General features: G+C 73.4%; 15 protein-coding genes. 10 read left to right on the top strand and 5 right to left on the bottom strand.

Annotated features, from left to right (window positions below; translation table 11 throughout):
• Positions 1-90 precede the first annotated feature (90 nt).
• The 4 genes from NP777_RS05240 (at position 91) to NP777_RS05225 (ending at position 5,337) form a co-directional block, all read left to right on the top strand.
• The gene (locus NP777_RS05240; RefSeq protein WP_256648853.1) at positions 91-765 is read left to right on the top strand and encodes a CBS domain-containing protein; all 675 of its coding nucleotides are present in this window, start codon (positions 91-93) and stop codon (positions 763-765) included.
• Between the two features lie 39 nt (positions 766-804).
• Positions 805-1,659 carry a universal stress protein gene (locus NP777_RS05235; protein WP_256648852.1) on the top strand — a complete coding sequence of 285 codons (855 nt, stop codon included), beginning with the start codon at positions 805-807 and terminating at the stop codon, positions 1,657-1,659.
• Between the two features lie 70 nt (positions 1,660-1,729).
• A complete protein-coding gene (gene ppk2 / locus NP777_RS05230) occupies positions 1,730-2,611 on the top strand; it encodes a polyphosphate kinase 2 (protein WP_256648851.1) in 882 nt (293 codons plus the stop codon).
• Complete coding sequence (locus NP777_RS05225; protein WP_256648850.1) at positions 2,608-5,337, top strand: bifunctional acetate--CoA ligase family protein/GNAT family N-acetyltransferase; 2,730 nt, start codon at positions 2,608-2,610, stop codon at positions 5,335-5,337. The genes ppk2 and NP777_RS05225 overlap by 4 nt, the downstream gene beginning before the upstream one ends.
• A 21-nt stretch (positions 5,338-5,358) precedes the next feature.
• On the opposite strand, the gene NP777_RS05220 is transcribed toward NP777_RS05225, so the two are convergent.
• Complete coding sequence (locus NP777_RS05220) at positions 5,359-6,237, bottom strand: universal stress protein (protein WP_256648849.1); 879 nt, start codon at positions 6,235-6,237, stop codon at positions 5,359-5,361.
• 190 nt (positions 6,238-6,427) lie between these two features.
• Between NP777_RS05220 and NP777_RS05215 the strand changes: the two genes are divergently transcribed.
• Entirely contained in the window at positions 6,428-9,034 is a 2,607-nt protein-coding gene (locus NP777_RS05215) for a cation-translocating P-type ATPase (protein WP_256648848.1), read from the top strand.
• A 30-nt stretch (positions 9,035-9,064) separates the two neighbouring features.
• Here NP777_RS05215 and NP777_RS05210 read toward each other — a convergent pair whose 3' ends face one another.
• Genes NP777_RS05210 through NP777_RS05200 form a run of 3 tightly spaced genes read right to left on the bottom strand, consistent with a single transcriptional unit; the run spans position 9,065 to position 11,745 of the window.
• Positions 9,065-9,796, bottom strand: coding sequence for an FAD:protein FMN transferase (locus tag NP777_RS05210; protein WP_256649088.1), 732 nt, complete (start codon positions 9,794-9,796; stop codon positions 9,065-9,067).
• Between the two features lie 43 nt (positions 9,797-9,839).
• Positions 9,840-10,346, bottom strand: a complete 507-nt coding sequence (locus tag NP777_RS05205; RefSeq protein ID WP_256648847.1) for an FMN-binding protein — start codon at positions 10,344-10,346, stop codon at positions 9,840-9,842.
• Between the two features lie 34 nt (positions 10,347-10,380).
• Positions 10,381-11,745 carry a ferredoxin reductase family protein gene (locus tag NP777_RS05200; RefSeq protein WP_391858456.1) on the bottom strand — a complete coding sequence of 455 codons (1,365 nt, stop codon included), beginning with the start codon at positions 11,743-11,745 and terminating at the stop codon, positions 10,381-10,383.
• A 148-nt stretch (positions 11,746-11,893) separates the two neighbouring features.
• Here NP777_RS05200 and NP777_RS05195 point away from each other — a divergent pair, with 148 nt between their 5' ends.
• The 5 genes from NP777_RS05195 to NP777_RS05170 all read left to right on the top strand — a co-directional run bounded on the left by NP777_RS05195 (position 11,894) and on the right by NP777_RS05170 (position 17,767).
• Positions 11,894-12,628: a response regulator transcription factor gene (locus NP777_RS05195; protein WP_256648846.1), complete on the top strand. Its 735-nt coding sequence runs from the start codon at positions 11,894-11,896 to the stop codon at positions 12,626-12,628.
• The gene (locus NP777_RS05190; RefSeq protein WP_256648845.1) at positions 12,625-14,103 is read left to right on the top strand and encodes a sensor histidine kinase; all 1,479 of its coding nucleotides are present in this window, start codon (positions 12,625-12,627) and stop codon (positions 14,101-14,103) included. Before NP777_RS05195 ends, NP777_RS05190 begins: the two co-directional genes overlap by 4 nt.
• A 336-nt stretch (positions 14,104-14,439) precedes the next feature.
• Complete coding sequence (locus tag NP777_RS05180; protein WP_256648844.1) at positions 14,440-15,846, top strand: PucR family transcriptional regulator; 1,407 nt, start codon at positions 14,440-14,442, stop codon at positions 15,844-15,846.
• Positions 15,847-16,018: 172 nt separating this feature from the next.
• Positions 16,019-16,513, top strand: coding sequence for a flavin reductase family protein (locus NP777_RS05175; RefSeq protein ID WP_256648843.1), 495 nt, complete (start codon positions 16,019-16,021; stop codon positions 16,511-16,513).
• Between the two features lie 39 nt (positions 16,514-16,552).
• Positions 16,553-17,767 (top strand): acyl-CoA dehydrogenase family protein, encoded by a 1,215-nt coding sequence (locus NP777_RS05170; protein ID WP_256648842.1) that lies wholly within the window; start codon positions 16,553-16,555, stop codon positions 17,765-17,767.
• A gap of 25 nt (positions 17,768-17,792) precedes the next feature.
• Here NP777_RS05170 and NP777_RS05165 read toward each other — a convergent pair whose 3' ends face one another.
• Positions 17,793-18,272, bottom strand: coding sequence for a MarR family winged helix-turn-helix transcriptional regulator (locus NP777_RS05165; RefSeq protein WP_256648841.1), 480 nt, complete (start codon positions 18,270-18,272; stop codon positions 17,793-17,795).
• Between the last annotated feature and the right edge of the window lie 85 nt (positions 18,273-18,357).

The following is an 18,357-nucleotide window of genomic DNA, read 5'->3' as shown; positions in this document are numbered from 1 at the left end:
CTCGGTAACGGAACCGGGGCCGACAAGGAAGCGAGGCTCCGCAAGGGAACACCGGCCGACCCAGCGCCAGTCCGGGAGAGGAGTCGGAACATGCACCACAGAACGGTCGGAGACCTCATGACGCGCCCGGCGGTCCAGGCGGACCGCGACATGCCGTTCAAGGAACTCGTGGCACTGCTCGCGGAGCACGATGTCACCGCCGTGCCGGTCGTGGACGGTTCGGGACGCCCGATCGGCGTGGTGTCCGAGGGCGATCTGCTGCGCAAGTCCTCCGGCCAGGCGGACCCCTCCGGTCTCCTGCCGGTCCCGCACCTGGAGGCATGGGAGCGCGCGAAGGCGGAAGGGGCGAGAGCGGAGGAACTGATGTCGGCGCCCGCCGTGTGCGCGCGTCCGGAGTGGACGGTCGTCGAGACGGCCCGGGTGATGTCGGACCGGAACGTCAAGCGGCTGCCCGTGGTGGACGAGACCGGCAGGCTGCTCGGCATCATCAGCCGTGTCGATCTGCTGCGGGTCTTCCTGCGCCACGACGACGCCATCCGCGACGAGATCGAAAGGGATCTGCTGCGGCGGACCCTGCGGCTCGCGCCCTCGGCCATGACGGTCGACGTCACCGCGGGCGAGGTCACGCTGGACGGATCGGTCGAGGCCAGAAGCCTGGTCCCGGTCATCGTGCGGCTCTGCCGGGGCGTGGACGGGGTCGTCTCGGTCACCGAACACATCGCCTACGACACCGATGACACCGGCGGCTCGGCCCTGGCCGCGTGAAACCCGGGAAATCCCAGAAACCCGGCGGGAGGCACCGCCATGGAACAAGTGGTCACCGTGGGCCTCGACGGCTCGCCCGAAAGCCTGGCCGCCGCGCACTGGGCCGCCGACGAGGCGGAGCGGCGTGAGCTGGCGCTGCGTCTGACACACGCGTGGATCCTGCTGGCCCCGCCCACGCCCGACAGCCCGGCGGCCGACGACCAGAACTACTGGTCGAAGCGGATCGTGCACGACGCGCACACCGAGCTGGCCCGTGACCATCCGAAGCTCACCATCATCGAGGACCTGGTGGCCGACGAGGCCGAGACGGCCCTGCTCGACGCGGCGGCGCACTCCCGCCTGCTGGTGCTCGGATCGCGGGGGCTGGACCGGGTGGCCAGCTTCTTCCTCGGTGACATCGGGTTGCACACCATCGCCCGGGCGGAGCGGCCGGTGGTGCTGATGCGCACGGGGCAGGGAGCGCGAGAACACCCGGGGCGCGTGGTCGTGGGCCTGAGCCTGCACGGCCCGCAGGACAACCTCCTGGAGTTCGCCTACGTCACCGCGTTCACGCGCGGTGTGCCGCTGCACGCCGTCCACGGACGCAGACCCGACCGCGCCCACGCCACCCGGGACACGGAAGCCGACGTGTCCCGGGACACCGCGGAGCCGGCGCGGCGGGAGCTGGACGAGGTACTGCGGCCATGGCGGGAGAGGTTCCCCCGGGTGCGGGTCGTCGACGAGGTCCGGCTGGAGAGCCCGGCCCAGGCCGTCGTGGAGGCCGCCGCCGGCAGCGACCTGCTGATGGTCGGACGGCGGAAACACCCGCCCGCGCTGGGGCCCCGCCTGGGCCCCGTGGTGCAGGCGGCGGTGCACCACGCGAGCTGCCCGGTCGCCGTCGTCCCCCACGAATGACGGGACGCGGCCGTCCTCGGCCACCGACCCCTGATGTCGCGTGGCTCGGCAGGCCCGGAAGGGAGAACCCATGGCGCGCCGCACACCGCCGGACGAGAGGGAACCGGTACGGCTGCCGCGTGCCCCGTACGAGCGGGAACTGCGCCGTCTGCAGATCGAACTGGTCAAGCTCCAGGACTGGGTGCGCGCCGAGGGGCGGCGCGTCGTGGTGGTCTTCGAGGGACGGGACGCGGCCGGGAAGGGCGGCGCGATCAAACGGGTCACCGCCCCGCTCAACCCGCGTGTCGTACGCACCGTCGCCCTGCCCGTGCCCACGGACCGCGAACGCACCCAGTGGTACTTCCAGCGCTATGTCGAGCAGCTTCCCGCCGCGGGGGAGATCGTGCTCTTCGACCGGAGCTGGTACAACCGGGCCGGTGTCGAACGCGTCATGGGGTTCTGCACCGAGGAGGAGCACCGGCGCTTCCTCCATCAGTGCCCGGTCTTCGAGCGGATGCTGGTCGAGGACGGGATCCTGCTGCGCAAGTACTGGTTCTCGGTGAGCGACGCCGAACAGGAACGGCGGTTCCGGCAGCGCCTGGGCGATCCCACGCGACGCTGGAAGATCTCCGCGATGGACCTTGAATCCATCACCCGCTGGGAGGCGTACTCCCGCGCCAAGGACGAGATGTTCGCGTACACCGACATCCCCGAGGCCCCGTGGAACGTCGTCGAGAGCGACGACAAGCGCGCCGCCCGGATCAACATGATCGCCCATCTGCTGTCGACCGTTCCGTACGGCGACGTCAGGCTGCCGGAACTGCGTCTGCCGCCCCGCCCCGCGTCCACCGGCTACCAGCGGCCGCCCAAGCACCTGCAGGCCTTCGTGCCCGATCACGCGGCCTCGCTCCGGGCACCGCACCGCGGACCGGCCCCCGACGCGGACCCGGCCGGCGGAAGAGGGCACCGATGACGGACACCACATCCCGCCCCGACAGCGTCCACGCCCTGCTCGCCGACGGCTCCACCGTCGAGATACGCCCCGCGCGACCACGGGACCGGGACGAGGTCCTGCGCATGCATCAGGAGATGTCTCCCGAGGCCATGCGGCTGCGGTTCTTCGCCGTCAACCCGCGCTACGCGCAGGAGGCGGCGGAACGCATCTGCGCGCCGGGACACGCCGGTTACCGTGCGCTCCTCGCGCTGGCGGACGGCCGGGTGGTCGGGGTGGCCGAGTACACCACGCTGCCCGTGGCCTCCGGCGGACCGGTGTCCGCCGACATCGCCCTGGCCGTCGCCGAGGGCCGCCACAGGCAGGGCATCGGCACACTGCTGCTGGAACACCTGGTCCACTCGGCCCGGGAGGCGGGCATCTCCGGCTTCACCGCCGAAGCGCTCGCCGAGAACCACGAGGTCCTGAAGGTCTTCGCCGATCTGGGGCTGCGCACCTCCCGCCACTTCGACGGAACCGACGTCCACTGCACCGTGCACCTGGAGGAGGACGAGCACTATCTGGCGGCGGTGGACCGACGGGGCCGGATCGCCGACGTGGCCAGCCTTCGGCCACTGCTGAGGCCACGCTCGGTGGCCGTCGCGGGGGCGGGCCGGCGGCCCGGATCGGTCGGGCGGGCCGTGCTGGGCAATCTGCGGTCGGGGGGCTTCACCGGGGCGCTGTACGCGGTCAACCCGCACGCCCGGGTCATCGAGGGGACACCGGCGTTCCCCTCCGTGGCGGACCTCCCCCGCGTACCGGATCTCGTCGTGCTCGCCGTACCGGCGCCCGCCGTGGCCGACGTCGCCGGGGAGTGCGGTAGGGCGGGTGTGCGGGCGCTGGTCGTCCTGACGGCGGGGCTCGACACCGCCCAGGCGGAGGCGCTGTTCACCTGCTGCCGACGCCACGGGATGCGGCTGGTGGGCCCCAACTGCCTGGGGATCGCCGAGACGGCCGACGAGGCGCGGCTGAACGCCACGTTCGCCGCGCATCCCCCGCTGCCGGGGTGCGCGGGGGTCGCCGTGCAGTCCGGAGGGGTCGGCATCGCCCTGCTCGAGCGGTTCGGCCGACTCGGCGTCGGCGTGTCCGGCTTCGTGTCGCTGGGCGACAAGTACGACGTCAGCGGCAACGACATGCTCCAGTGGTGGGAGGCGGACCCGCGCACCCGGCTCGCCGTGCTCCACCTGGAGTCCTTCGGCAATCCACGGGCCTTCTCCCGCACCGCGCGCCGCGTCGCCCGCACCATGCCCGTGCTCACCGTGGACGCGGGCCGCTCGGAGGCCGGACGGCGCGCCGCCGCCTCGCACACCGCCGCCGCGGCCACGCCCACCATGACCCGCCGTGCCCTGTTCACCCAGGCGGGCATCATCGCCACCCGGAGCATCGCCGAACTGGTCGACATCACGGCCCTGTTGCACGCCCAGCCGCTGCCCGCGGGCAGCCGGGTCGCGGTGGTGAGCAACGCGGGAGGCGCGGGTGTACTCGCCGCCGATGCCTGCGCCGACGCGGGACTCACCGTCCCCGCGCTGGCCCCCGGTCCGGCCGGTGAACTGCGGGCGGCCCTGCCGCCCGGTGCCGCCACCGGCAATCCTGTGGACACTACGGCCGCCGTCACCGCCGACAGGATGCGTTCTTGTGTGGACCGGCTGGCGGCATACGGAACCGTGGACGCCGTGCTGGTGGTCCTCGTGCCCACCGCCCTGGCCACCGGAACGCGGGACGACCCGCTGCTGGCCCTCACCGGCGCACCGGGCCGCCGCCCCCGGCCGGTGGCCGCGGTCCTCCTCGACCAGGAGGCCCCCGTACGGCTCCTCCCGAGCGCCGACGACCGTCCCATCCCCGCCTACTCCGAGCCTCAGTCGGCGGCGCGTGCACTGGCCCATGCCGCCCGCTACGCGCGATGGCGCGCCGAACCGCCGGGCAGCGTGCCACCGCTGTCGGGCATCGATCCCACGGGTGCCACGGCCATCGTGGCGGACTTCCTCACTCGTCACCCCGACGGGGGATGGCCCGACCCCCGTGGCTGCGCGGCCCTGCTCGACCGCTACCGGATCCCCCAGCTGCCCTGGGCCTGGGCCGAGGACGAGGACACCGCCGTGGCCGCCGCACGGCAACTGGCAGGGGACGAACGCGGCCGGGTGGCCGTCAAGGCGTACTGGCCCGGACTGGTGCACAAGAGTGACCTGGGAGCGCTGCGGCTCGACCTGGAGGGACCGGACCAGGTGCGCCACGCCTACCGGGACCTGCGGGAACGCTTCGGGGACCGGATGGCCGGTGCGTTCCTCCAGCCCATGGCGCGCCGAGGCGTGGAGTTGTTCGCGGGGGTCGTGCAGGACGAGGTGTTCGGCCCCCTGGTGCTCTTCGGCCTCGGCGGCACCACCACCGAACTCCTCGCCGACCACGCCGCCAGGCTCGCCCCGCTCACCGACCGCGATGTGCACAGCCTCCTCACCGCCCCGCGCTGTGCCCCATTGCTCTTCGGCTACCGGGGTGGCGGGCCGGTGGATCTGGAGGGGCTGGAACAGTTGCTGCTGAGGCTGTCCCGGATGGCCTGTGACCTGCCTCAGCTCGCCGAGACCGACCTCAATCCGGTGGTGGCCCGGCCCGACGGAGTCGTCGCCCTGGACGTCCGGTTGCGCGTCCTGCCACGCCATGCGCACGATCCCTACCTGCGGCGGCTGCGCGCCGCCCGGCGGTGGCGGGCCTGAGTCCGCCCGCGTCGTGCCCGCTCACACCTGCTGCGGCACGATCACGACCGGGCATGCGGAGCGGTGGAGTACGGCGTGGCTGACCCGGCCGAGCTGCAACCCGGTGTGATCACGACTGCGGAGAGCGCCGACGACCAGCAGATCGGCCTGCTCCGACACGTCCAGCAGGACCCGGTGCGCCGGTCCTTCGACGACTTCGCGATGGACCGTGATGTCGTCGTGCTCGCGCTCGACCTGGTCCAGCACCTCGCTGAGGACGCCCGCCGCCTGCTCCTCGTAGATCAGGTCGCTCGTCTCACGCTCCAGCGGCGACTGGCCCGCGTGGGGGTGCGCGGGTCGCCGCCAGGAGCGTACGACGTGCAGTGCGGCCTCCCGCGCCCGCGCCTCGCGGAAGGCGAACCGGACGGCCGCCGATCCCTCCACCAGGTCGCCGACCGCGAGGACCACGCGCCGGAGGGCACCCGCGCGGTTCCTCTCCCCGCCCCGGACCACGGCCACCGGGGAGACGGCACGCGCCGCCACCGCCAGGCTGACCGACCCCAGCAGCGTCCCCGCGATCGCGCCCCTGCCACGGGACCCCGTGACCACGGCGAACGCCTCACGGCTCTGCTCCAGCAGCGCCATCACGGTGTCCTCGGCCAGGGCCTCGGCGGACACCTTCACGCCGGGGTTGCGCAACGTCGCACGTTCCGCGCAGGCGGCGACGATGTTCTCGGCCGCCACATCCCCGGTGGAACGGTCGGTGCCGAACGAGGGCAGGTGTCCCTCGTACCGTTCCCATCGGGAGGCATTGACCAGGTGCAAGGGCAGTTCATGGCGTGCCGCCTCGTCCACGGCCCAGTCCACGGCCTGCAGGCTGGACTCCGATCCATCGACACCCACGACCAGCGGGAGCGCCATCGTCCCCACCGCCTTTCCTGCGGTCGACTCGTCCGCGTGTGGGGTACCCCGTGAGCACGGACACACCGCCCCGCTTCCTGGCTTGGACCGATCGGTTCCGATGGCGGAGGTGACCGGCTTCGATTCGGGCCCCGTCGCCGGTCCCGGGGCGCCGGATGCGATCCGGGAACATCGGCCACACGATGAAGACATGCCGTCCCCTCGCCCCGCCGAGCCCTTCGCCGCGGGCCTGTCGCGGGAGGAGGCGGCGCGGCGGCTGGCGGAGTACGGGGCCAATGTCGTCGCCCGGGAGCGGCCCACTCCGGTGTGGCGCCGTGTGCTGCAGCAGTTGCGCGACCCACTGATCGTGGTGTTGCTCGTGGCCGCCGTGCTGACCCTGACCACAAGAGACCTGCCGGACGCCTCGGTGATCCTGCTCGTCATCACCGTGAACACCGTGGCCGGAGTCTTCCAGGAGGTACGGGCGGAACGGGCGGTGGCCGCCCTGACGGCCCTCAGCGCACCCACCGCCCGGGTGGTACGCGACGGCGCGGAGTGTTCCGTACCGGCCGCCGACGTCGTACCGGGAGACCTGGTCCTGCTGGGCGAGGGGGACATCGTGCCGGCCGACGGTGAGGTCGTCGACGCGGCCCTGCTCCTGGTCGACGAGTCGGCGCTGACGGGCGAATCCGTCCCGGTGGAGAAGACGGCCGGGGCGGACCGGCCGCCGTCCACGGTGTCGGCGGGCACGGTGGCCGTCCGCGGCCGCGGACGGGTCCAGGTCACCGGCACCGGCCCGGACAGCGCGCTCGGCCGGATCGCCGCGCTGATGGGAACCGCGCCCGGACTGACCCCGCTGCAGCGCCGACTGGCTCGGTTCGGCAGGGTGCTGGCGGCCGTCACCGTCGCGCTGTGCGCCGTGGTGCTCGCCTTGGGGCTGGTCCGCGGGCAGCCGGTCGAGCTGATGGTCGTGGCCGCGATCAGCCTCGCCGTCGCGGCCGTACCCGAGTCCCTGCCCGCCGTGGTCACTCTCGCCCTGGCCCTCGGGGCACGGCGGATGGCCGAGCGACACGCCATCGTCCGGCGGCTGCCCGCGGTGGAGACCCTGGGCTCGGTCACGGTGCTCGCCACCGACAAGACCGGCACCCTGACTGAGGGCCGGATGGCCGCGGAGCGGCTGTGGACGCCACGGGGCGAGGCCACCGTCAGCGGCATCGGTTACGGGCCCGAAGGCCGCGTCGTACGCGACGGCCACCTGGTGACCGTGAGCGACGCCCCGGACCTGGCGGCGCTGCTCCGCGCCTCGATGCTGTGCAACGACGCCGCGCTGGAGCCTCCCCCGGACGGCGACGGACGGTGGCGTGCGATGGGCGACCCCACCGAGGCGGCCCTGCTCGCGGCGGGGGCCAGGTTCGGCCTGGACCGGGCCGCGCTGGAACGCGAACTGCCGCGGGTCGACGAGATCCCGTTCGACAGCGCACGCAAGCGCATGACGACGGTGCACCGCGCGCCCGGCGGCGGATTGCGGGTCGTGTGCAAGGGAGCCCCCGAGGTCATGCTCCGGCCGCCGGTCCTCACCGATCCCCCGGACGCCCGGACCCGTGCCGCCGGCCGGGCCGAGTCCCTGGCCCGCGACGGATACCGGGTCCTCGCCCTCGCCTGGGCCGACCACGACGAGACACGACTCCGGAGTCCGGGCGCCTGGGAATCGGGGCTTTCGCTGCTCGGCCTGATCGGCATCCTCGACCCGCCGCGCGATACCTCCCGGGCCACCATCACAGCGTGTGAAGAGGCCGGTATCACCCCGGTCCTCATCACCGGCGACCACCCTCTCACCGCACGGGCGGTGGCCGCGCGTGCGGGCATCGATGCCCGGGAGGACGAGGTCACCACGGGCGAACGCATCCGTCAGGGCACCGCGGGCCCGCTGACCGCCTCGCGGGTCTACGCCCGGACCACGCCCGACCAGAAGCTGGACATCGTCCAGGCGTGGCGCGCGGCGGGCCATGTGGTGGCGATGACCGGCGACGGCGTCAACGACGGTCCCGCGCTGCGCCGCGCGGACATCGGCGTGGCCATGGGACAGCGCGGCACCGAGGTGGCCCGCCAGGCGGCCGACCTCGTGCTCGCCGACGACAACCTGGCCACCGTCGTGGCCGCCGTCGAGGAAGGCCGCCGTGACTACGCCAACGTGCGCCGGTTCCTGCTCTACGCCCTCGCCGGAGGAACGGCGGAGATCCTGGTCATGCTCCTCGGCCCGTTCCTCGGCATGCCCCTGCCGCTGCTCCCCGCCCAGATCCTGTGGATCAACCTGCTCACCCACGGCCTCCCCGGTGTGGCGCTCGGAGCCGAACCCGTGGAGCCGGGGGTGATGCGCCACCCACCGCGCCCGCCCGAGGAGAGTGTCCTGGGCGCCGGACTCTGGCCGCGGACCCTGGCCATTGGGGTCTTTGTCGCCGCTGTCACTCTGGCCGCCGGAGTCTGGGCGCGCGAGACGGGCCGCCCCTGGCAGTCCATGATGTTCCTGATCCTGGGCGCCACCCAGCTCGGCGTCGCGCTGGGCTCCCGGGCCCGACCGGGCAGCCTCGCCAACCCGTTCCTGCTGCTCGCCGTGGGTACGGCCCTGGCCCTGCAAGCGGCGGGCGTCTATCTCCCACCCCTGCGCGTCCTCCTGGGCACGGAGCCACTGCCACCGGCCGACCTCGCGATAGCCGGTGTGCTCTCCGGCCTGGGGCACATCGTCATGCGCGGGCAGAGACGGCTCTTCCCCGCCCGGCCGCCCGGCGCCCGCTCGGCGCCCGGCCCGGTCCATGGCTGAACCGGCCGTCGGCCGGGTGGCCGCACGGCCTCACCGCTCTGCCCAGGTGGCCCCGGGAAAGCGGGGCGTGCGCCAGATCTCGCCCGCCGCGGTGATCCCCAGCCCCTCATGGCCGTCCAGCGCCTCGACCCACTCACGGGCCGCGGCGCCCATGGCGAACGCGGCCGTGGCGTAGGCGTCGGTCCGGGTGAGGCTGTGGCCGGTCAGCGTGAGAGAGGCCAGGGCGGTGGCGGGCCGACCGGTGTGCGGGTCCACCACGTGCGCGCCGCGCTCGGCCGTCCCCGAGGTGGCGACGGCCAGATCACGTCCGGTGACCACGGCGGCCAGCGCCCCGGGGCGGGCGGGATGCGCGATGCCGATCCGCCAGGGTGTGCCGGGGGCGGCCTCGCCGCGCAGCTGGATGTCCCCGCCGCCGTTGACGCAGGTGTTGTGAGCCCCTGCCTCGTACAGCAGCCGCGACGCCCGTTCGACCGCCCAGCCCTTGACCAAGCCGGACGGGTCGAGCCGGCCACCGGGGGCGTGGGTGAACCAGCCGCCGGTGGTGTGCGCCACCTCCTCGCACAGCGCGAACACCTCGGCCACCTCCGCCGCGCACCGCTCCGGGACCGGCTCGCCACGGCCCAGGCGGCTGATCGCGCTGTCCGGACGGTAGGTCGAGAAGACCTCGTCCACGTGGTGCAGCCAGGCCACGGCCTCCTTCAGGGCCCGGCGGACGGGCGGGGTGGCCGGGTCGCGGAGGTCGAAGGAGAACACCGTGCCCATGGCGTGCTCGACGTGGCGCGTTCCGCGCGCGGGGGCGGATGCCTCAGACACCGGCCTTGTCCAGTGCGCTCTGCAGGGACCGGGTGTATCCCTCGCTGGTGTAGGTGGCGCCGGAAACGGCGTCGATGTGGGCGCTCTGGGCACTCAGCGCCTCCTGGGTGAGCCGGGGCACGGCGTCCGCGGCGATCTGCTGGGAGCGGGGGCGGTCGAACGGGGTCCGGAGCGCCTTGACGGCGGTGATCCTGCCGTTCGAGAGGGTGACGGACACCTGGACCGGTCCGTACGAGGTATTGATCACGCTGCCGGTGTACGTGCCGGAGGCGCCGACGTTCGAGGGCTTCTGCCCGGTGGGCGCGTTCGAGCGCTTCTGCCCGGTCGGCGCGCTTGAGGGCTTCTGCCCGGTCGGCGCGGGGGACGCCGGCGCTTCCGGTGTCCCGGAGGGGGGTGGCGCTGCCGTCATGTCCGGGGCCGGGTTCTGGTGGGGTTTGAGCGACAGCAGCAGGATCACACCTGCCACGGTCGAGACGGTGGTCACGGTGGCCTTGCGCACGGTGGGTCTCCTTCGGACGCGGCGCGGATCGGACTCAGAACGCGAACGACTCGTGGTGGACACGGCGGCGCGGTACCCCCGCCTCGCGCAGGGCGCACAGCGCGGCCTCCGTCATGCCCGGTGGGCCGCACAGGTAGACGTCTCGTTCGGCGAGATCGGGCACCAGACCGCGCAATGCCTCGGCGGTCAGCGGGGAGGAGTAGGCGGCGGGCTCGTCCACGACGTAATGGACGGCCGCCCCGCGCGCGGCGGCGAGCGCGTCGAGTTCGCCGCGCAGGGCCAGGTCCTCGGGGCGCCGGGCCCGGTAGACGAGGACCACCTCGCCGGGCAGTGTCTCGAAGAGGGTCCGCAGCGGGGTGATCCCGACGCCGCCGCCCAGCAGGAGGGTCTTGCGGGTGCGGCGGCGGCGTGCGGTGAAGGCGCCGTACGGGCCTTCGGCGAGTACCCGGGTGCCGGGCCGGAGATGGGCGAGGGCCGCGCTGTGGCCGCCGGACGCCTTGACGGTGATCCGCAAGTACTCCGGGTGCGGAGCGGCCGACAGGGAGTAGGGATTGGCGGCCCACCACATGCCCCGGGTCAGGAACCGCCACCGGAAGAACTGGCCCGGCTCCGCGCGCAGCTCCGCCAGCCTGCTGCCCGACAGGTACACCGATACGACGCCCGGAGCCTCGGGCCGGACCTCGGCGACGTACAGCCGGTGGCGCAGCGCCCGGCGCACCGGGACGGCGAACCGGTACCAGGCCAGCAGCGCCGCCACCGCGATGTAGAGGGTGTACCAGGCGAGCTGGGCGGGTCGGTTTCCGGTGAAGTCGGCCCCGTCGGAGAGCTGGTGCCAGAAGGCCAGGAAGACCGCGAGATAGGTCCCGAAGTGCAGAAGGTGCCAGGTCTCGTAGGGGATGCGACGGCGGACGGCGCGCACGGAGACGATCGCGGTGACGAGGAACAGCGAGAAGCCGATCGTCCCCTTGAGCAGGTCCGGGTAGTGGAGGACCAGGGTGGTGGTCTGGTCCACCACGCCGGTACGCGATTCCAGCGCGTATCCCCAGATGATCAGCAGGACATGGGCGCAGGCCAGCGAGATCACGTAGCGGCCGCCCATCGCGTGCCAGCGGGCCAGCCGGTCGGTGCCGATGGCCCGGTCCAGCAGCGGTACGCGCGCCATCAGCAGCAACAGGATCGCGCAGGCGTAACCGGCGAGCAGACCGGTGATCCGCCCCGCGCCGGTCAGCCAGCCGGCGGCGCCGACGACCGAGGGGGTGTCGCTCCACCACAGCGCCAGGACGGCGGCGGCCCCGCCCCAGATCACCAGGTGTACGAGCACCGGTACGGGGCTGGGCGGGCGCGGTGCCGACCGGGACGGGCGGGTCATGGCCGGGGCCGGTGGCGTCGTGCTGGTCATGGGAGTCCTCTCGGGCGATGTGCCCGGCCAGCGTCATCGGCGAAGCTCTGAGGACCCTATGAACAAGGCGGACGTTTCCGGATTCAGAGGAAACTCAGAGGAAGGGGGCGCCTGGGCACGGCACGCCACGAGGGATGCTGGATGCATCATGGATACGCACACCACCGGCCGTTTTCTGCTGCGGCCCGACGGCGCCCGGGTCCGCGTCCTCGTCGTCGACGACGAACCCGATCTGACCGAGGTGCTGTCGGGTGCGCTGCGCTACGAGGGCTGGGAGGTCCGTACCGCCGCCGACGGGGGGTCCGCGCTGGACACCGCGCGGGCGTTCCGCCCGGACGCGGTGGTGCTCGACTGGATGCTGCCGGACACCGACGGGCTCGCGGTGCTGCGCGCGGTGCGGGCGGAGCTGCCGGATGTGTGTGTGCTGTTCCTGACCGCGCGGGACTCGGTGGAGGACCGGATCGCGGGCATCACCGCGGGTGGCGACGACTATGTGACCAAGCCGTTCAGCCTGGAGGAGGTGCTGGCCCGGCTGCGCGGGCTGCTGCGCCGGGCCGGGATGGCACGGGAGCCGGGGGACGACCGGCTGGTGGTCGCGGACCTGGTGATGGACGAGCAGGCGCGTGAGGTGACCCGCGGGGGTGTGGCCGTGGAGCTGTCCCGCACCGAGTTCGAGTTGCTGCGGTTCCTGATGCGCAACCCCCGGCGGGTGCTGTCCAAGGCGCAGATCCTGGATCGGGTGTGGAGCTACGACTTCGGCGGCCAGGCCCATGTGGTCGAGCTGTACATCAGCTATCTGCGCAAGAAGATCGACGCGGGGCGGGCGCCGCTGATCCACACGGTGCGCGGGGTCGGCTACGTGCTGAAGGCGGAGGTTTCGTGAGGCGGCCGCTCACCAGGGGGCTGTCCTGGTGGCCGCCCCGTACGCTGCGTGCCCGGCTGACCGCGGGGCTGGTGGTGCTGCTGGCGGTGGCGAGTCTGGCGGTGGGACTGACCACGGTGTTCGCCCTGGAGGGGTTTCTGGTGCGCCGGCTGGACCAGCAGCTGACGGCGGCCGGGGGCCGGTTCCCGGCCAGCCTGGAACACGGTGAGCGGCACCCCGACGCCGACAACGCGCCCGACACCCGCGGTCAGTCGGACCGCACCTTCGGCGCCCGGCTGCTGCGCGGTACGACGACCGACGCGGCGGTGGTACGCGACCAGACGGACGCCGCCGTACCGCTGACCGGCGCCGACCGGCGGGTTCTGGCGGGGCTGCCGGTGGACGGCGACGGCCACAGCGTGCATCTGTCCGCGCTCGGCGGCTACCGCGTGGTCGCCGTCCACGGGGACGACGGGGATGTCCTGGTCACCGGTCTGCCGCTGCGTCCGGTGGAGGAGACCGTGCACCGGCTGGAGATCGTGGAGAGCGTGGTGTTCGGCAGCGCGCTGCTGGTCACCGGAGTGGCCGGGGCACTGTGGGTACGGCTGTCGCTGCGCCCGCTGCGGCGGGTGACCACGACCGCCGCCGGGGTGGCCGAGCTGCCGCTGGCCAGCGGTGAGGTGGCCATGCCACCGCCGGTGCCGGACACCGATCCGCGCACGGAGGTGGGGCAGGTGGGCACCGCGCTCAACCGCATGCTCGGCCATGTCGGGGACGCGCTCGCCCGCCGCCAGGCGAGCGAGGAGCGGCTGCGGCACTTCGCCGCCGACGCCAGCCATGAGCTGCGGACACCGGTGGCCTCCGTCCGCGGCCACGCCGAGCTGGCGCTGCGCCATCCGGGCCCGGTGCCGGATGACGTGCGGCACGCGCTGGAGCGGATCCAGGCCGAGTCGGAGCGGATGTCCACGCTGGTGGACGATCTGCTGCTGCTCGCCCGGCTCGACGCGGGACGGCCGCTGGCCCGCCGATCGGTTGATCTGACCCGGCTGGTACTGGACGCGACGGGCGACGCACGAGCCGCCGGGCCCGGCCACCGCTGGACGCTGGAGCTGGCCGAGGTGCCGGTGACGGTGCTGGGCGACGAGCACCGGCTCCAGCAGGTGGTGGGCAACCTGCTGACCAACGCCCGCACCCACACCCCGCCCGGCACCCGGGTCACCGTAGGGCTCGCCACGGCCGGTACGGGCCGGGCGGAGCTGACGGTGTCGGACGACGGCCCGGGGGTGCCCGACGGGCTCCAGGACGAGGTGTTCGAGCGGTTCGCACGCGCGGACCCCGGCCGGTCCCGCGCGGCGGGCGGCACCGGGCTGGGGCTGGCGATCGTCCGGGCCGTGGTGGCGGCCCACGGCGGTACGATCACGCTGACCAGCCGGCCGGGCGCCACCGTCTTCCGGATCCGGCTCCCGCTCCGCACCGCCGCGCCCGATCCGGGCTGACGTGGCGCTGCGGGAGGACGGGGGTTGGAGATCGTCCCATCGTGCTCGGGCCTGCCGGCCCGGATGCCGTCCTCCCCCGCGCCGGACGCGACGGTCATACGTGCCGGCCGCCGCAGCGCCCTGACCGGACTGCCCGGGTGGCCGGCGAGATCCACGTCGGCGGCGCCGGAGTGGCCGACGGCTATCTGAACAGGCCCGAGCTGACCGCGCGGCGGTTCGTCCCCGACCGGATCACCGGCGGTGGCGGACCGCTGTACCGCAGCGGTGACCGCGGGCGCCTGCGGCTTCGGCGCTCCCCAGTTGATCAACCCCTCGGGTCGAACCGATTATGGCAATGTGACCGAGAGTGTTCGGCCGCCGCGGCGGCCCTGGATCGCGCGGCTGGGCCCGCGGGGCGAGGTCGATCTCGACCGGGCGGCAAGCCCGCGCGCGACCGTCGAGGACGCCGTCGCGCGCGTCGGCGCGGACCCCGTGCGCTGGGCGATCGAGCTGAATTCCGTGGTCCTGCGGCGGATCGTCGGCGAGGTGCCGGTGCTCGGCGGCAGTCCGGCCGCGGTCGAGATGCTCCGCCGGGGCAATGAAACGACCACCCTGCGGGCGCTGTTCACTCTCGCGGAGGGCCCGGCGGCCACCCCGCCCGCCGGTGAGGCGATCCTGGAGGGCATCCGCGAGTTCGTTCACCGGGCCATACCGCTCGAGCGGGTGTTGCACGGCGTCCGGGTCGGGCACGCGGCGACGACCGAGGCGTTTCTGCGGGCCTGTGCCGAACTGGTCGGCCCGGAGGAGGCGGTCGAGGAGGTCACGGCGGTCTCCCGCGAGCTGTTCTGCTACGTCGACGAGCTATCCGACACCATGATCCGCACCTACCTCGTGGAGCACGAGGTGTGGAGCACCAGCGCGGCCGCGGCACGGGCCGATCTCGTGCGTTCCCTGCTCAGTGATGCCACGGCGACGGACGTCGGCGAGGCGTCGCGTGTCCTCGGCTACAACCTGCGGCGGACCCACGAGGCGGTGGTGGTGTGGTCGGACTCGCCGAAGGGCGGCTCCACGCTGCAGGCCGCGGCGATCGAGGTGCTGCGGGCCCGTGGCGCCACCACGACGCTGGTCATACCCGTGGCCTCGGACCGGTTGTGGGCGTGGGGCACCGTACCTCCGGACGGGACGGGCGGGACGGACGGGGCGGGCGGGACGGACGGGACGAGCAGGACGGACAGGACGGGCGGGACGCGTCCGACCGGTTCATGGGAGACCGTCAGGGAGACACTGTCCCGGCAGCGGATGCGCGCGGCCTTCGGCACCCCGGGGTCCGGCGTCGCGGGCTTCCGCCGCTCTCACCGCGAGGCCCGGCGCGGGGAGCGGGTCGAACGGCTGCGGCGCGAGGCCGGGCGGGCTCCGAGGTACGCGACGACGTACGCCGACGTCGCCGCCATCGCGCTGTTGGCCACCGATCTCGACGCGGCCGGTGACTTCGTACGACGTGAACTCGGCGGGCTCGCCGCCCGCAGCGCGCCGATGGAGGCACTGCGGACCACGCTGTACCACTACCTCGGCGCCGAGCGCAGCCTCGTGGATGTCGCCCGGCGCCTGCACGTGGCCAGGGGGACCGTGACCTACCGCGTGAAGCGGGCCCAGGAGGTGCTGGGGCACGGCCTCGACGACCGCCGCTTCGCCCTCCACACCGCCCTGGCACTCGCCGAGGAGCTGGGGGACGCGGTGCTCCTGCCCCGCGACGCCGACCGGTGAGCCCCATGGACCGGTCGCGGACCGGCCCGGCAGACCAACGGGAGACCGGAATCCTGAGCCGGCGGACCAAGCGGCCGTCCCGCGGCCGGAGTTGACTTCGTGATGTCGGACGCGGTGACGTACCGGGCCGCGCATCCCGACAGACGGATTCCAGCCCACCGGGAGGCCCACGATGATCGACCGAGCGACCTTTACCGAGCTGATGAGCGGGGTGTGTGCCCCGGTCACCGTGGTGACGGCGACGACCGCCGACGGGCGACCGCACGGCAGCACCGTGTCGAGCTTCGCCTCGCTCTCGCTGGACCCTCCGCTGGTGAGCTTCGCCCTTGACCGCGCCTCGGGGCTGCTGGCCCACCTGCGGCCGGGTGACCGGGTGGGGGTGAACATCCTCGGCGCCCACCAGCGGGAGCTGGCCTCGACGTTCGCCCGCCGACGCCAGGGCCGGGGCTCGAAGTTCGACGGCGTCACCTGGACCGTCCGCGCCGGACTCCCCTACCTGCCCGAATCCGCCGGCTGGACGGCGGGACGCGTCGAACGCCATGTGGACGGCGGTGACCACGTTCTGCTCGTGGTGTGCCTCGAGGAGGCCGAGTCGACCTCCACGCCCCCGCTGATCTACGCGCGCCGGATCTTCGGCACCCACGCCCCGCTCGCCGCCGCGAGCTGACCCGTACCCCGCATGATCCCTGACACCGAAATGACGACGATGAACACCACTACGGACGTTCCCCGCACCACCGACGCCGCGCGCACGCTGCGGGCCGACCTCGTCGAGCGCGCCGCCGCACTGCGGCCGCTGCTCTCCGGCAACGCCGATCGGACCGACCGCGAGCGCGGAGTGCCCGCCGAGAACATCGCCGCCCTGGCCGAGGCCGGTCTGCTCTCGCTGATGCGGCCCGCCCGTTACGGCGGTCTGCAGACCGACTGCCGCACCCTGCTTGAGGTCAGCGGCGAGGTCGGGCGCGGCTGCGGCTCCACCGCCTGGGTGACCTCACTGCTCAACGCCAACGCGTGGTTCGTCGGGCTCTTCCCCACCCGGGCCCAGGACGACGTCTGGGCCCACGCCCCGCACGCCCGAGTCGCCGGTGTCGTGACCCCCTCGGGTACCGCGCGCGTGGTCGAGGGCGGGTACCGGGTGACCGGGCGCTGGGCCCCGGCGTCCGGGTGCGCCCACGCCGACTGGGCGGTCCTCGGGGTCACCCGGCCGGACGCCGAGGGCACGTCGGACGCCGTCGGCATCGTGCTCGCCCCGATGTCGGAGCTGACCGTCGAGGACACCTGGTTCGTGGCGGGCATGCGCGGGACCGCGTCGAACACGCTCGTCGGCGAGGACCTCTTCGTGCCCGCACACCGCTTCCTCTCCGTCCCCGACGCCGTCGAGGGCCGCTACGCCACACCCTTCACCGACGAGGCGCTCTACCGGGGGCCGTTCGTGCCGACCGCCGCGCTCGTGTTGACCGGACCCCAGCTCGGGCTGGCCGCGGCCGCTGTCGATCTCCTGCTGGAGCGGGCCCCGCGGCGAGCGCTGACCCTGACGAGCTACACCTCCCAGGCCGAGGCACCCACCGTCCAACTCGCCACCGCGAAGGCGGCGTCGCTCGCCGACTCCGCCCGACTGCACGCCTACCGCGCGGCCGCCGACATCGACGAGGCGGCGCGGGCCGGGGTGTTCCCCGGCTACGACGCCCGGGCGCGGATGCGGATGGACGCGGGAGTGGCGGCGGTCCACGCGCGGGAGGCGGTCCGCATCGTGTGCTCGGCCCAGGGGGCTTCGAGCTTCGGTGAGTCCAACCCGCTGCAGCGCATCTGGCGCGACATCGAGACCGGGAGCCGACACGCCGTCCTCAACCCCGAAGTGGCCGCCGAGATCTACGGGAAGTCGCTGTTCGGCATCCGGGGGACGGTGTCCGTGATGGTGTAGGACGACGTCCGCCGCCGGCCTGCCGTCACCCTCGCCCTTCTTCGAGTTCGCGGCGCACGGTGGCGGCGACGCGGGTGAGCGCGGCGCCGAGGTGGCGGCGCTGAGCGGCGCTGAGGGGGTCGAACACGAGTCGCTTCACCTGCGCGACGTGTTCCGGTGCGCTCGCGACGACCTTCTCCCGACCGGCGTCGGTCAGGGTGGCGAGGGTGTACCGGCCGTCGGTGGGATCGGGCCGGCGGACGACCCAGTCGCGGGCCTCGAAGCGGTCCATCACCTTCGACAGGCGGGGCTGGGTGCTGTCGCACTCCCGGGCCAGGTCGCTGAGTCGCATCGTGGCCTCGTCGGTCATCGACAGCCGGGCCAGAACGCCGTACTCGAAGTTGGAGATGCCGGCATCCCGTTGCAGCTGACGGTCGAGGGCCGCCGGGAGTGCGATGACGACGGTGAGCAGGGCCTGCCACACGTCCTGCTGATCGTCGTCGAGCCAGGGTGACTGAGTGTCCATGAGGCCCATCTTACTTGCCCCGGCAACTTGAATGACTTGCCTGGGCAACTCTTGAGGGGTACGTTCCGAGTTGCCCAGGCAAGTG

This window comes from Streptomyces rugosispiralis, assembly GCF_024505145.1.
Classification (GTDB): Bacteria; Actinomycetota; Actinomycetes; order Streptomycetales; family Streptomycetaceae; genus Streptomyces; species Streptomyces rugosispiralis.
This window is presented reverse-complemented; position numbering and strand designations above follow the sequence as displayed.

Coding starts and splice junctions, on each gene's coding strand:
- NP777_RS05240 (WP_256648853.1), top strand. CDS start 91: ATGCACCACAGAACGGTCGGAGACCTCATGACGCGCCCGGCGGTCCAG.
- NP777_RS05235 (WP_256648852.1), top strand. CDS start 805: ATGGAACAAGTGGTCACCGTGGGCCTCGACGGCTCGCCCGAAAGCCTG.
- ppk2 (WP_256648851.1), top strand. CDS start 1,730: ATGGCGCGCCGCACACCGCCGGACGAGAGGGAACCGGTACGGCTGCCG.
- NP777_RS05225 (WP_256648850.1), top strand. CDS start 2,608: ATGACGGACACCACATCCCGCCCCGACAGCGTCCACGCCCTGCTCGCC.
- NP777_RS05220 (WP_256648849.1), bottom strand. CDS start 6,237: ATGGCGCTCCCGCTGGTCGTGGGTGTCGATGGATCGGAGTCCAGCCTG.
- NP777_RS05215 (WP_256648848.1), top strand. CDS start 6,428: ATGCCGTCCCCTCGCCCCGCCGAGCCCTTCGCCGCGGGCCTGTCGCGG.
- NP777_RS05210 (WP_256649088.1), bottom strand. CDS start 9,796: ATGGGCACGGTGTTCTCCTTCGACCTCCGCGACCCGGCCACCCCGCCC.
- NP777_RS05200 (WP_391858456.1), bottom strand. CDS start 11,745: ATGACCAGCACGACGCCACCGGCCCCGGCCATGACCCGCCCGTCCCGG.
- NP777_RS05195 (WP_256648846.1), top strand. CDS start 11,894: ATGGATACGCACACCACCGGCCGTTTTCTGCTGCGGCCCGACGGCGCC.
- NP777_RS05175 (WP_256648843.1), top strand. CDS start 16,019: ATGATCGACCGAGCGACCTTTACCGAGCTGATGAGCGGGGTGTGTGCC.
- NP777_RS05170 (WP_256648842.1), top strand. CDS start 16,553: ATGAACACCACTACGGACGTTCCCCGCACCACCGACGCCGCGCGCACG.
- NP777_RS05165 (WP_256648841.1), bottom strand. CDS start 18,272: ATGGACACTCAGTCACCCTGGCTCGACGACGATCAGCAGGACGTGTGG.